8 protein-coding genes are annotated in these 14,147 nt (G+C 68.5%); 4 read left to right on the forward strand and 4 right to left on the reverse strand.

The annotated features are described in order from the left end of the window. The first annotated feature begins 57 nt into the window (after positions 1-57). The 4 genes from C7402_RS05880 to recD all read left to right on the forward strand — a co-directional run bounded on the left by C7402_RS05880 (position 58) and on the right by recD (position 11,080). Positions 58-1,149, forward strand: coding sequence for a sn-glycerol-3-phosphate import ATP-binding protein UgpC (locus tag C7402_RS05880; protein WP_116609944.1), 1,092 nt, complete (start codon positions 58-60; stop codon positions 1,147-1,149). Positions 1,150-1,374: 225 nt separating this feature from the next. Next, a complete protein-coding gene (gene recC, locus C7402_RS05885) occupies positions 1,375-4,965 on the forward strand; it encodes an exodeoxyribonuclease V subunit gamma (RefSeq protein WP_244314749.1) in 3,591 nt (1,196 codons plus the stop codon). Continuing rightward, complete coding sequence (gene recB, locus C7402_RS05890; RefSeq protein WP_116609945.1) at positions 4,962-8,798, forward strand: exodeoxyribonuclease V subunit beta; 3,837 nt, start codon at positions 4,962-4,964, stop codon at positions 8,796-8,798. The genes recC and recB overlap by 4 nt, the downstream gene beginning before the upstream one ends. Beyond that, complete coding sequence (gene recD / locus C7402_RS05895; protein ID WP_244314750.1) at positions 8,795-11,080, forward strand: exodeoxyribonuclease V subunit alpha; 2,286 nt, start codon at positions 8,795-8,797, stop codon at positions 11,078-11,080. The genes recB and recD overlap by 4 nt, the downstream gene beginning before the upstream one ends. A gap of 103 nt (positions 11,081-11,183) precedes the next feature. On the opposite strand, the gene C7402_RS05900 is transcribed toward recD, so the two are convergent. The 4 genes from C7402_RS05900 to C7402_RS05915 all read right to left on the reverse strand — a co-directional run bounded on the left by C7402_RS05900 (position 11,184) and on the right by C7402_RS05915 (position 14,067). Beyond that, entirely contained in the window at positions 11,184-11,609 is a 426-nt protein-coding gene (locus C7402_RS05900) for an organic hydroperoxide resistance protein (protein ID WP_112169381.1), read from the reverse strand. Positions 11,610-11,901: 292 nt separating this feature from the next. After that, entirely contained in the window at positions 11,902-12,468 is a 567-nt protein-coding gene (locus tag C7402_RS05905) for a TetR/AcrR family transcriptional regulator (protein ID WP_112169379.1), read from the reverse strand. 128 nt (positions 12,469-12,596) lie between these two features. Then, on the reverse strand, positions 12,597-13,232 hold the full coding sequence (locus tag C7402_RS05910; RefSeq protein ID WP_116609946.1) for a LysE family translocator: 636 nt from the start codon (positions 13,230-13,232) through the stop codon (positions 12,597-12,599). A gap of 112 nt (positions 13,233-13,344) precedes the next feature. Next, entirely contained in the window at positions 13,345-14,067 is a 723-nt protein-coding gene (locus C7402_RS05915) for a CerR family C-terminal domain-containing protein (RefSeq protein WP_112169375.1), read from the reverse strand. Positions 14,068-14,147 lie beyond the last annotated feature (80 nt).

Here is a 14,147-nt window from a genome sequence, read left to right on the forward strand (position 1 = left end):
GGATAAACAGGCGGCGCGTGCGGCGAACCGGGCCGCATGCGCGCTTCGGGAGACGGCATGGCGGCATTGAGCATAAGCGGTGTGACGAAGTCGTACGACGGCGCGCATCCGGTGTTGCACGGCATCGACGTGCAGGTGCAGGACGGCGAGTTCATGGTGCTCGTGGGCCCGTCGGGCTGCGGGAAGTCCACGCTGCTGCGCATGGTGGCGGGGCTCGAAACCATCACGTCGGGCGAGATCGCCATCGGCGGGAAAGTGGTCAACCGCGTGGAGCCCAAGGATCGCGATATCGCGATGGTGTTCCAGAACTACGCGCTGTATCCGCACATGACGGTGGCGCGCAACATGGGCTACAGCCTCAAGCTGCAAGGGCTCGACAGCAAGACGATCGACGCGCGCGTGAGCGCCGCCGCCGATATTCTGGAACTGGGCAAGCTGCTGGAGCGCAAGCCGCGCGAACTGTCGGGCGGCCAGCGGCAGCGCGTGGCGATGGGGCGCGCGATCGTGCGCGAGCCCTCCGTGTTCCTGTTCGACGAACCGCTTTCGAATCTCGACGCGAAGCTGCGCGTGCAGATGCGCCTGGAAATCCAGCGTCTGCATGCACGCCTGCGCACCACGAGCCTGTATGTCACGCACGACCAGATCGAGGCGATGACGCTTGCGCAGCGCGTGATGGTGCTCAACGGCGGGCGCGCCGAGCAGATCGGCACGCCCGGCGAAGTCTACGATCGGCCGGCCACGATGTTCGTGGCGAGTTTTATCGGCTCGCCCGCCATGAACCTGCTGCGCGGGCGCGTGAGCGACGACGGCCGCCGCTTCGAAACAGCGGGCAACGGCCCGCATCTGCCGCTGGCCGAGCCGCCGGCGTGGCTGCCGAAGGGCGCGGAGTGTGTGCTGGGCGTGCGGCCCGAGCACATGTACGCGCGCGGCGCGGCGCCGGCGGGCGACGTCGCGGCGGCGACGCTGGAAGTCGAAACCTGCGAACTGCTGGGCGCCGACAACCTTGCGCACGGCCGCTGGGGCAGCGCCGACGTGGTGGTGCGCCTGCCGCACGAAACGCGCCCCGCGCCCGGCGAACGGCTTGCCGTGCAGTTGCCGCCCGCGCGACTGCATGTCTTCGACCCGGCAACGGGGGCGCGCCTGGGTTGAGGCAAACCGCTCGTCCTTGAGCGCGCGACGGAGCCTCGGCGCGCGCGTGAATCCGTCGCTCGCCGCCGCCCCGATTGTCGTAAACTGTCGCCTCGTGCGGGCGCAATGCCGCCCGCACCTTTCGTATCGGCACGACACTCGAACTGGCGACATGGCCGCAATCCTTCTCTTCCGCTTTCTCGCCCAATCCGCCCACCGCCCGCGCGCCGCGCGCCGGAGCCTCGCTTGAGCGCGCGCGAACTGCCCCCGGGGCTGATGCTCGTTCACGGCAATCAGCCCGAACGCATGCGCGACCTGATCGTGCAGTGGATCGGCCAGAATCCGATCGCGCCGCTCGAAAAGGAAATGTTCCTCGTGCAGAGCAACGGCATCGCGCAATGGCTCAAGCTGGCGTTCGCGGCCGATCCCGAGGAGGGCGGCTGCGGCATCGCAGCGGCGTTCGAAATGTCGCTGCCGTCGCGCTTCCTGTGGCAGGCGTATCGCGCGGTGCTCGGCAACGAGGCGGTGCCCGCGGTGTCGCCGTTCGACAAGTCGCGCCTCGTCTGGCGTCTCATGCGCATGCTGCCCGCGCTGCTCGACGAGCCGGGCAGCGAATACGAGCCGCTCAGGCGCTTCATGGCCAACGACGAGGACCAGCGCAAGTGCTTCCAGCTCGCGCAGCGCGTGGCCGACCTGCTCGACCAGTACCAGGTCTATCGCGCCGACTGGCTCGCCGCCTGGGCCGAGCATGAGGATGTGCTGATCGATGCGCGCAACGCCCGCGTGCCGCTGCCCGACGAGGCGCGCTGGCAGGCGGCGCTCTGGCGCGCGCTGCTCGCGGACGTGGGCGCGCAGGCGAGCGACGGCATCGACCTGCGCGACACGGGCCGCGCCGCCGTGCACGAGGCGTTCATGCAGCGCGCCCAGGCGTGGCAGGAGGGCGATGCGCGCCCCAAAGGGTTGCCGCGCCGCCTCGTGGTATTCGGCATTTCGAGCCTGCCGCGCCAGTCGGTCGAGGTGCTCGCCGCGCTCGCACGCTGGAGCCAGGTGCTCATGTGCGTGCACAACCCCTGCATGCACTACTGGGCCGACATCGTCGCCGACCAGGACCTGCTGCGCGCGCGCCATGCGCGCCAGCGCCGCCGCGCGGGATCGCCCGCGCAACTCGACGAGGCGCAGTTGCATCTGCATGCGCAGCCGCTGCTCGCGGCGTGGGGCAAGCAGGGGCGCGACTTCATCGGCCTGCTCGACGAATACGATAGCGACGAGGCGCGCGAGAGCTATACGCCGCATTTCACGCGCATTGGCCAGCGCATCGACCTGTTCGAGGGCGACGAGGCGTTCACGCTGCTCCAGCAGTTGCAGGACGATATTCGCGACCTGCGCCCGCTTGGCGAGACGCGCGAGCACTGGGAGCCCGTGGACCCGCGCGAGGACGAGTCGATCCGCTTTCATATCGCGCATAGCGCGCAGCGCGAAGTGGAGATCCTGCACGATCGTCTGCTTGCCGCGTTCGCCGCGGACCCCACCTTGCGCCCGCGTGACGTGATCGTGATGGTGCCCGACATCGAGGTCTACGCGCCGCATATCCAGGCCGTGTTCGGCCTGCTCGACGGCGACGACCCGCGCAGCATTCCGTTCAGCGTCGCGGACCGCGCGCAGCGCGCGTTCGATCCACTCATCGGCGCGCTGGAGATGCTGCTCGCGCTGCCGTATTCGCGCGTGACCGTGAGCGACGTGCTCGACCTGCTCGAAGTCCCTGCCGTGCGCACGCGCTTTGGCATCGACGAGGAGGACGTGCCCACGCTGCGCAACTGGATCGACGGTGCGAACATTCGCTGGGGCCTGCACGCGGGCCAGCGCGCGAGCCTGGGCCTGCCCCAGGCCGACGAACTGAGCGCGCCCAATAGCTGGGCGTTCGGTTTGCGGCGCATGTTGCTCGGCTACGCGGCGGGCGAGCGCGCGGGCGCATGGCGCGGCATCGAACCGTACAGCGAGATTGGCGGGCTCGACGCGGCGCTGCTCGGTCCGCTCACGCGGCTCGTGGATGCGCTCGACCACGCGTGGCGCACGCTGCGCGAACCGGCCACGGTCGAGGTGTGGTGCGAGCGCCTGCGCGCGCTGAAGGCCACTTTCTTTGCGGCCGACGACGGCGAGGACGCCTACACGCTCGACCGCCTCGACGGCGCGCTCGAAACCTGGCGCGAGGCCTGCGACGAGGCCGCGCTCACGCAGTCCTTGCCGCTCGCCATCGTCGCGGAGAACTGGCTCGCGGTGCTCGAAGGCGGCGGTCTTTCGCAGCGCTTTTTCGCGGGCGCCGTGACCTTCGCCACGCTCATGCCGATGCGCGCGATTCCCTTCCGGCGCGTGTGCCTGCTCGGCATGAACGACGGCGATTATCCGCGCAGCCGCACGCCGCTCGACTTCGACCTCATGCGCCGCGACTATCGCCCCGGCGACCGCTCGCGCCGCGAAGACGACCGCTATCTGTTTCTCGAAGCGCTGCTCTCGGCGCGCGACCATCTGCACGTTTCGTGGGTCGGGCGCAGCGTGACCGACAACACGCCGCGCCCGCCCTCGGTGCTGGTGGGGCAGTTGCGCGACCACCTCAAGGCCGGCTGGCGGCTCGAAGGCGAGGAAGAAGGCGGTGGCGAAGCGCTGCTTCATGCATTGACCATCGAGCATCGCTTGCAGCCGTTCAGTCCGGACTATTTCCCGGCGCGCCCCGATGAGGCGCTGCTGTACACCTATGCGCACGAGTGGGGGCGGCCCGCGCCGCCGCCAACGGACGGCGCGCGCGCCGCGGCATTGGCGCCCGCCGAGCGCGACGAGCCGTTGACGATCCGCGAGCTGGGCGAGTTCCTGCGCGAGCCCGTGCGCGGCTTTTTCCGGCAGCGCCTGCGTGTGGCGTTCGAAAGCGCGGACGCGGCCAGCGAAAATCACGAGCCGTTCGAAGTGGATGCGTTGCAGGCCTGGCAGTTGCAGGGCGAACTGATTCGCGCGCAGGTGCTGGCGATGGAGCGCGGCGAGGACGACCTCGAACCGGTGGCGCTCGCGCGCCTCGAACGCATGCATCGCAGCGGCGACCTCGCGACGGGCGGCTTCGGCGAAGTGATTGGCGAGGAACTGCTTGCGCCCATGCCCGAGCTGTTCGCCGAATATCGCAAGGCGCTCGCGCGCTGGCCCGAGCCGCTCGAACATCAATACGAAATTCGTCTCGATGCGACGCGCGACGGCCGCCTGGTTTCGCTCGACGACTGGCTCGACGACCTGCGCTCGGGCCCGGACGGCGCGCTCGGCCGCGTGATTCTGGAGCCGGGCACGCTCGTGAAGGACAGCCGCTATCGGGGCGACCGTCTCGTGCCGTATTGGGTCGCGCATGTGGCCGCGCAACTTGCCGCCGGCCCCGTCACCACGGTGATCGTGAGCAAGGTGGGCGTGGCGGAGTTCGCGCCGCTCGACGCACAGGTCGCGCGCGCTTACCTGCTCGCATTGCTCGCCGCGTGGGACGACGGCGCGCGCCGGCCGCTGCCGCTCGCGGTCAAGACCGCGTTCGCGTGGCTGCGCAAGCTGCCTGACGCCTTTGACGGCGCGCGCGCCACGGTGCCCGCCGAAGCGTGGGAAGCGGGTCTTGCGGCCTACGAGGGCAACGGCCGCACGCCCGGCGAGCGCGACACGAACGCCTATTTGCGCCGCGCGTTCCCCGACTTCGAAGCGCTCGCCGCGCACGACGACTTCATCACGTTCGCCACGACACTGCTGCTGCCGGTCGCGCGCGCGCCGCTTGCCTCGTCGCGTGCCAAACGCGCCTCGGGCGAGGCTGGAGACACTGCATGAACCTGCGCGAGGACCTCGACGCCGAAGTGCTGGACCCGCTGCGCTTTCCGCTGTATGGCAGCCGCCTGATCGAAGCGAGCGCGGGCACCGGCAAGACCTTTACGATCGCGATGCTGTACGTGCGCCTCGTGCTCGGCCACGGCGCGCTGAACCCGGCGAGCGACGAAGCCGATGTTGGCGATGAGGCGCGCACGGCCGGGCGCGCGCTCACGCCGCCCGAAATCCTGGTCGTGACCTTCACGGACGCCGCGACGAAGGAGTTGCGCGAGCGCATACGCGCGCGCCTGATCGAAGCCGCCGAATGCTTTCGCGTCGAGTTCGAAGACGTGCCCGACCGCGCGCCTGGCGAAGACCTGCTGCACGATTTGCGCGAGGATTACGCGCCGGAGCAGTGGCCCGGCTGCGCGCGCCGCCTGCAACTCGCGGCCGAGTGGATGGACGAGGCCGCGGTCTCGACGATCCACGGCTGGTGCAACCGCATGCTGAGCGAACACGCGTTCGACAGCGACAGCCTCTTTTCGCAGACGCTGGAAACCGATCAGACAGAGCTGCGCGCCGAGGTGGTGCGCGACTACTGGCGCACCTTCATGGCGCCGCTCGACGCGCGTTGCGCGGCCGAGGTGCGGGCGTGGTTCGCGAGTCCCGACGCCTTGCACCAGGCGATTCGCGGGCTGCTTGCCCATGCCGACCTGCTGCCGGAAACGCCCGAGCCCGAGACGGCGCTGCTCGACGCGCGCAAGCGCGCGCAGGACGAGCTCGAAACGCTGAAAGCGCCGTGGCGCGTGTGGATCGACCAGGTCGAGGCGCTGCTGAGCGACGCGCGCGCGGCGAAGCAGTTCGACGCGAGGAAGCTCAATTCAAAGCACTGCGAAACATGGATCGGCAAGCTGCGCGACTGGGCCAACGACCCCGAATCGGCGCATCCCGGCTTCGACGACAAGGCCGCGGTCTGGACGCGCCTCACGCCAGCAGGTCTCGCGGAGATCTGGACGAAGGGCGAGCTGCCCGCGCACGCCGCGTTCGTGGCGATGGAAACCTTGCGCGAATCGCTGGCTGCGCCGCCCGAGGCGAAGCAGGACCTGCTGTGCCACGCGGCGCGCTGGATCGCGCGGCGTTTCGAGGAAGAAGAGGCGCGCCGCTCGCAAATGGGCTTCGACGATCTGCTCACCCGCCTACGGGCGGCGTTGCAGCGCGAGAACGGCGCGCGCCTCGCGGAGATCATCCGCAAGCAGTACCCGGTTGCGCTGATCGACGAGTTCCAGGACACCGACCCGGTCCAGTACGCGATCTTCGATGCGGTCTACCGTATCGCCGCGCACGACACCGAGACGGCCATCGTCTTGATCGGCGATCCGAAGCAGGCCATCTATGCGTTTCGCGGCGCGGATATCTACACGTACCTGGAAGCGCGGCGCGCATGCGAGGGGCGGCTCTACACGCTCAAGAAGAATTTCCGCTCCACGCGCGCGATGGTCGATGCGGTGAACCGCTGCTTCGAGGCGGCCGAGTTGCGCCCGGAGGGCAGCGGTGCATTTTTGTTTCGCAGCCCTGACGGTCGCGAGAACGCGCTGCCGTTCGTCGCCGCCGACGCGCATGGCCGGCCGGAAAAGCTGGTGGCGGCCGGTGCGGCGCTGCCGGCGCTGAACGTCTGGTGGATGCCGCCCGTCGCCGACGGCAAGCCGTTGAGCAAAGGCGCGTACCTCGCGGGCATGGCCGCGAGCTGCGCGAGCGAGATGGTGCGCCTGCTCAATCTCGGCCAGGAGGGCGCGGCGGGCTTCATGCCCCTGGAGGGCGAGGGCGGCATGCGGCCGTTGCAGCCCGCTCATATGGCGGTGCTCGTCAACAACCGCAGCGAGGCGCAGGCGATACGCGAAGCGCTCGCCGCGCGCGGCGTGCGCAGCGTCTATCTCTCGGATCGCGACTCGGTGTATCAAACGCCGCAGGCCGAGGAACTGCGCTACTGGCTCGCGGCCTGCGCCGAGCCCGACGACGGCCGCCTCGTGCGCACCGCGCTCGCCACGTCGACGCTCGGTCTCGACTGGGCCGAACTCGATCTGCTCGGCCGCGACGAGTTCGCGTGGGAAAAGCGCGTGCTTCAGTTCCGCGAGTATCGCGACTGCTGGCGCAAGAAGGGCGTGCTGCCCATGTTGCGGCGCCTCTTCAACGACTTCCACGTGCCGCAGCGCCTGCTTGGCGAAGCGGCGAGCGCGGGGCTGAACGGCGAGCGCGCGCTCACGAACCTGCTGCATCTCGCCGAACTGCTGCAACAGGCGAGCACGCAACTCGACGGCGAGCACGCGCTGATCCGCTACCTGGATGAACAGCGCGAGGACGAAAGCGCGGGCGGCGGGGGCGACGCGCGCCAGTTGCGCCTGGAAAGCGATGCGGGACTCGTGCAGGTCGTGACGATCCACAAGTCCAAGGGCCTTGAATATCCGCTGGTGTTCTTGCCGTTTGCCTGCGCGCATCGCGCCGTCAAGCCGGACGACGTGCCGTTCAAATGGCACGACGAAGAAGGCGTGCTGCGCGTGACGCTGGAAGCCGATGCGAGCGTGCTGCGCCAGGCCGATCGCGAACGCCTGGGCGAAGACCTGCGCAAGCTTTACGTCGCGCTGACGCGTGCGCGCTACGCCACGTGGATCGGCTATGGGCCGGTGCAAGGCGTGGAAGCGAGCGCCTTTGGTTATCTGCTCAATGGCGGCGGCGCCGTGCCTGCTGAGGAAACCGAAGCATTCCTCGGCGCATTGCGCGGACCGTGCGCGGACATTGCCGTCGCGCCCGCGCCGCAAGCGGCTCGCGAAGTGCTGGCGCTGCGCGATACCGGTGCCGTGCGCGGCCAGGCGCGCACCCTCGCGAGGCGCGAACGCGAGCGCTGGTGGGTCGCGAGCTATTCGAGCCTGAAGACGGTCGAGGCTTCGATTGGCTCCGGCGTGCCCGTCGAGGCCGACGAGGCGCGCAGCGCGCCCGACACGCGCGGCGAGGACGTCTTCCTCGAACTGCTCGAATCGACCATGCCGCCCGAGGAAGACGAAGCCTTCGACCGCGGCGCCGAACCGCTCGCCCCGGCGCTCGCGCCGATGCACGGCTTCGAACGCGGCGCGGACGCGGGCAGCTTCCTGCACGAGCTGATGGAATGGGCCGCCGACGAAGGCTTTGCCGCGATTGCCGAAGATGAGGCGCGCGTGCGCGACATGGTCGCGCGCCGTTGCAGCGTGCGCGGCTGGTCGCACTGGATCGACCTGCTCACGGCGTGGATGCTCGAACTCGTGCGCACGCCGCTGCGCTTGCCGGACATCGACGGCGAGCCCGTCGCGCCGGTCGCGTTCGCGGCGCTCGGGTCGTATATGGCGGAGCTGGAGTTCTGGGTCACGGCGCACACCGTCGATACGCTCGCGCTCGACGCGCTCGTCACGGCATTCACACTGGACGGCGAGGCGCGCCCCGCGCTCGACGCCACCACGCTCAACGGTATGCTCAAGGGCTTTATCGACCTCGTGTTCGAACACGAGGGCCGCTATTACGTGGCCGACTATAAATCGAACTGGCTGGGCCCCGACGACGCCTCGTACACGGCGGCAAAGATGCGGGCGCAGATCCTGCATTCGCGCTATGAACTGCAATACGTGCTGTATCTGTTCGCGCTGCACCGGCTGCTCAAGGCGCGTCTGCCCGATTACGACTACGACCGCCACGTGGGCGGCGCCGTGTACCTGTTCCTGCGCGGCGGCCGTGCGCCGGGGCAGGGGTTGCATTGCGAACGACCGCCGCGTGAGCTGATCGAACGACTCGACGCGCTCTTCGCGCGTCGCGATGTGCTGGAGGATGTGGCATGACGAGACGCCGCACGAAAGATCCGATGGGCGTCACCGGCGATCTGTTCGAAAACCTGGAGATGCCGTCGCAAGGCGAGGCGGCGGCTTCGTCGTCGCCTTCGACTTTGCCTTTACTTTCGCCTTCGCCTTCGCCTTTGCCTGTCAAGCAGAACGGTGCGCGCGATTCGGCCGCGCCAATGCTGGACGTGCTCGACAACTGGGTGGAGCGCGGCTGGCTGCGCACGCTCGACGCCGCGTTCGCACGCTTCCTGTGGACCGAAGCGCCGCATTGCCCGCCGCTCCTGCTGCTGGCGGCTGCGCTGGCGAGCCATCAACTCGGGCGCGGCCACGTGTGTCTCGACCTCAAGGCGACGCTCGACGATCCGGCGTTTGCGCTTTCCTTGCCGCCGGACGGCCCGCAACTGCCGGCCGCCGCGCCGGCCCAGCCGCCCGCCGAGGTGCTGGCGGGCGTCACGCTCGCGCAATGGCGCGCGGCGCTCGCCGAGCCGGATCTGGTGAGCGAGGAGGCGACGGGGGCGCAGGACAACACGCCGCTCGTGCTCGCGGGCACGCGGCTTTATTTGCGGCGCTACTGGCAGTACGAGCAGGACGTGCGCGAGGGCATCGAGCGTCGCCTCACGCGCGCCGGGCAGCTCGAAGCCGGGCTGCCGCTGGACGTGGCGCGCGCCGCACTCGACGCATTGTTCGCGCCGCGCAGCGAAGCCGCGCGTGCGAAGCCAGGGGCACGCTCCGCCGACTGGCAAAAGCTTGCCTGCGCGCTCGCCGCGCGCAGCGCGTTCAGCATCGTCACGGGCGGGCCGGGCACGGGCAAGACGACCACCGTCGTGAGATTGTTGGCACTCCTGCAAACTTTGGCGCTAGGCCGCGCGGGGCGCGCAGCGCCTGCCGCGCGGCCCTTGCGCATCCGGCTGGCCGCGCCCACCGGCAAGGCGGCGGCACGCCTGAACGAATCGATTGCGGGCGCCGTTGAGCGGCTGCCGTTCGACGCGCTACAAAGCCAGGTGGACGGCGCGGCGCTGCGCGCGGCGATTCCCACCGTCGTGACCACGTTGCATCGCGTGCTGGGCACGCGGCCAGGCAGCCGGCGCTTTCGCCACGACGCCGCGAATCCGCTGCCCGTGGACGTGCTCGTGATCGACGAGGCCTCGATGGTCGACCTCGAAATGATGGCCGCCGTGCTCGATGCGCTGCCGCCCACCGCGCGCCTGATCCTGCTCGGCGACAAGGACCAGCTTGCCTCGGTCGAGGCGGGCGCGGTGCTGGGCGAGCTGTGCGACCGCGCGCGCGAGGGGCATTACACGGAGGCCTCGCGCGCCTGGCTCGAAGCGGCCACCGGCGAGCACATCGACCCGGCGATGCTCGACGCACACGGCCTGCCGCTCGACCAGGCTGTCGCGATGTTGCGCGAGAGCCATCGTTTCGCATCGGAAAGCGGCGTCGGCGCGCTGGCGGAACTCGTCAACGCGGGCGACGCGGTGGGCGTCGCGAAGATCTGGGCGCGCGGCTACGACGACCTTGCGCGCCTGGTTTGTCCCGCGGACGACGACGGCCCGTTGCGGGCACTCATCGTCGATGGCCGCGTGGGCGAGATGGCCGATCTGGACGCAACGCATGCGCAGCGCCAAGGCTACCGCCACTACCTGGAGACGATGCGAGCCACGCGCCCCGGGAGCGACGCGACGCCCGAAGCGCTGGAGGTCTGGGCGGCAGGCGTGTTGAAGGCGCATGGTGCGTTTCAACTGCTGTGCGCGCTGCGGCGCGGGCCGTGGGGCGTCGAAGGGCTGAACCGGCGCGTCGCGCGCCTGCTGCACGAGGAAGGGCTCATCGAGCCGCGCGGCGACTGGTATGCGGGGCGGCCCGTGCTCGTCACCCACAACGACTACGAACTCGGGCTCATGAACGGCGATATCGGCATCGCGCTCGAGTTGCCCGTGGCTGCGGGCGCACCGCCCGTGTTGCGTGTGGCGTTCCCGGCCGGCGACGGCTCGGGCGGCGTGAAGTGGGTGTCGCCTGGCCGCTTGCAGGGCGTCGAGACCGTGTTCGCGCTCACCGTGCACAAATCTCAGGGCTCCGAATTCACGCACGCCGCGCTCGTGCTGCCCGACACGTACAGCCCGATCCTCACGCGCGAGCTCGTCTACACGGGCATCACGCGCGCGCGGTCGTTTCTCACGCTGGCGTTGCCCGAGGGGCGCTCCGTGCTCGATCGTGCGGTGCTCTCGAAGGTGCAGCGCGCAAGCGGGCTCATGGCGGGACTCGCGCGCGACGCACGGGCCGCGTGAGCGAGCGCGACGCGCGATGTGCAACGCGCATCGGCAATGCGCGAAGGGCCGCTCATGGCGGCCCCTCGTTTTTACGGCAGCGCGCTCTCGTGGAGCCTGCGCCTTAAACGATCGTGAGCGTCACGTCGATGTTGCCGCGCGTGGCGTTCGAGTACGGGCACACGATGTGGGCCTTGTCGACGAGCGCCTGGGCGGCCGCGCGGTCCATGCCGGGCAGCGAGATCTTCAGCTCGACTTCAATGCCGAAGCCATTCGGAATCTGGCCGATGCCCACGTTGCCGGTGATCGAGAGATCGGCGGGCAGGGCGATCTTGTCGCGCGCCGAGACGAACTTCATCGCGCCGATAAAACATGCGCTGTAGCCCGCGGCGAACAACTGCTCGGGGTTCGTGCCGTCGCCACCTGCGCCGCCCAGTTCGCGCGGCGTGGTCAGCTTGAGGTCCAGGTTGCTGGCGGGGATCACGGCGCGGCCGTCGCGGCCGCCGGTGACGTTGGCTTCTGCACGGTAGAGGACTTTTTCGATCGACATGATGGGTTCCTTAGTGAGCAAAGACGTTGGGTTGAAGGTACGGCTCAGTACGGCTTTCAATTTAGCGGTGCATGGCGACAACCCTGTGCACCAGGGTCCAGCAAAAAATCAGGGCTTGCGAATTCACGATCGTCAACTTTTTCAGCCTACCTGGCGTCAGATAGATTTCCGGTCGGAGAAGCATGTTCATGATGCTCCTTTCTTCAACTATCTATCAGAAGATAGATAAAACTGCGCAATAAATGGGGCGGCGGGCCGCCCCGGCTTGCGGGCTTCGAATCGCTTCGATCTTTCAGTGAGCCACGCGCCACATGGCTTCGACATCTTCAAGGCGCGACTTCGTATGGAACAACCGGCTGGCGAGCACGCTGCCCTGCAACGCCGCGAACAACGTGCGGCCCGCGCTCTCGGGCTTGCCCTTCACCACCAGCGTGCCTTCCTTCGCGCCCTGGGCCAGCACGGCGGCCAGCCAGCTTTCGTTGGCGCGGAAGAACGCCTGCACCGCTTCTCGCACGCTTTCGGGCAGCGACTCGATGTCGGCGGCCAGCATGCCGCACAGACAGATCTGATCGCCGTCGCCCAGCGTCTTGCCGAACAGCCGCGTGTACGTCGCCAGCTTTTCGCCCGCGGGCAGCGCTGCGTCGATCGACTGCAATCCCGCCATGACCTCGCTGCTGTACTGGTTCACCGCTTCCAGCACGAGGTCGTCTTTCGACGGGAAGTAGTAGTGAATGCTCGACGTTTTCACGCCCACCAGCTCGGACAGATCGCGATAGCTGAAACCGTTGTACCCGCGCAGCATCATGAGTGTGATGGCGTGGTCGAGAATCTGCTCCCGCACTGTCGACTTCGTTTCCATGGGCTCCAATTTATCTACTGGAAGATAGATTGTCAAGCGCCTGCCCACGAAAATGCGAAAAAACTTCGGGGCGGCGCGGCGGCAGGGCCGCGCCGCGAGCCGGTCAGCTCAGTCTGACCGGGTTGGGTTCAGATCCCGCGGTGACCCGCGCCGATGATGAGCCGCAAGCCGAGCGCCGCGATGGCGCCCGCCGCGATGCGGTCGATCCAACTCTTGGCGCGCAGGTAGAGATCGCGCGGGCGCTGGCTCGAAAAACACAGCGCCACCACCGTGTACCAGCCCGTTTCGATCACGAACACGAGCGGCGGCAGGGCGAAGTAGCACCAGAGGGGCGGGTGCTGCGGCAGGAGCGCCACGAAAATGCCGCCGTAGGCGATGGCCGTTTTCGGGTTGCTCAACTGGGTGGTGAGGCCGCTCCAGTACGACCGGCCGGGGCGCTCGCCCGCCGTTGCCGTGTGGCTCACGGTGACGGGCGCGCCCGCGCCGCGCCAGATGCGCGAAGCGATATAGAGCAAATAGGCGCCGCCGGCGATCTTCAGCGCCGCATACAGCCATGCCACGGTGGCGAGCACGGTATAGAGCCCGGCGAGCGCGATGCCGGCAAAGCAGATCGCGCCGGTGCCCATGCCGAGCGCGGTGGCCACGCCGTCCTGGCGCGAGAGGCCAATCGAGTTGCGCGCGACCAGCACGAAACTCGGGCCGGGGCTCATGGCCCCGAGCAGAACGGCGAGGAGAATGCTGGCGACAGCGGCGAGGGGCGACATGACGGGGGCTCCGGCAGTGACGGGAACCCCGAACATTAGCACGCTGCGGCGGGTAGCGCAGCACCTGCAAGACGGGCGCGCGGATCATGCCGGCCGCCCGAACAATGCTTAGTTATCTTGATTGATTGTGCGCGTCGCGCTCGCGGTTCCAGTGGCGCAGCAGCACGCGCGTCTGGTCCGCGACACTGGCTTTCAGAAACTCGGCCTTTTCCGCATCGATGTCGTCCCATTGGAGCATCGCAAGCGTCGAGCCGCGCGCAATGAAGAACAGCAGAAACTGCCCGTACAGGCTGAACATGCGCACGACGGTGAGCTGGTCGTGCGCGGGCATGCCGGTGATGCGTTCGAGCAACTGGACGTTGATCTCGTTGAGCGGCGTGCGTACGCGCTCGCGCAGAACCTCCGAGCCGATTTCGGGCTCGCCGCCGCCTTGTTCGCGCGCGAAAAAGAGCCGCTGGTCCGGCTCGTGGCGCTTGACGAAGCTGCGATCGGCCACGGCCGACTGGATGTCGATGAACGCGTCGATCAGCGCTTCGGTGTCCCTGTTGTCCGAGAGTGCCGCGCGCGCGCGTTGCACCGCCGGCTCGAATGCCTGCCACGACTCGTCGGCGATCCACTCGGCGCACGCGCGATAGAGGCCTTCCTTGTTCTCGAAGTAGTACTGCAACGCCGGCGCGTTGACGCCCGCGCGCGCGGCGATGTCGCGCGTGGACGCGCCGTCGAAGCCGTGCTGTCCGAACAGGGCAATGGCCGCCTCGATGATCTTGCGGCGTGTCTCGTCCCCGCGTGCATAGCCGCCTTCGGACGGCCGCCGCAGTCTCTTTCCTTCGCTCATGTGTTTCCTTTCTTCGCTGTCGCGAAATATAACACTTGACACAATTTTTCCAAATGGAATAATTTTGCCGACTGGAATAA

This window comes from Paraburkholderia unamae (assembly GCF_003096875.1).
GTDB classification, from domain to species: Bacteria; Pseudomonadota; Gammaproteobacteria; order Burkholderiales; family Burkholderiaceae; genus Paraburkholderia; species Paraburkholderia unamae.

Excerpts from the sequence above, each read along its gene's own strand:
- C7402_RS05880 (WP_116609944.1), top strand. The coding sequence starts at position 58 with ATGGCGGCATTGAGCATAAGCGGTGTGACGAAGTCGTACGACGGCGCG.
- recB (WP_116609945.1), top strand. The coding sequence starts at position 4,962 with ATGAACCTGCGCGAGGACCTCGACGCCGAAGTGCTGGACCCGCTGCGC.
- recD (WP_244314750.1), top strand. The coding sequence starts at position 8,795 with ATGACGAGACGCCGCACGAAAGATCCGATGGGCGTCACCGGCGATCTG.
- C7402_RS05900 (WP_112169381.1), bottom strand. The coding sequence starts at position 11,609 with ATGTCGATCGAAAAAGTCCTCTACCGTGCAGAAGCCAACGTCACCGGC.
- C7402_RS05905 (WP_112169379.1), bottom strand. The coding sequence starts at position 12,468 with ATGGAAACGAAGTCGACAGTGCGGGAGCAGATTCTCGACCACGCCATC.
- C7402_RS05910 (WP_116609946.1), bottom strand. The coding sequence starts at position 13,232 with ATGTCGCCCCTCGCCGCTGTCGCCAGCATTCTCCTCGCCGTTCTGCTC.
- C7402_RS05915 (WP_112169375.1), bottom strand. The coding sequence starts at position 14,067 with ATGAGCGAAGGAAAGAGACTGCGGCGGCCGTCCGAAGGCGGCTATGCA.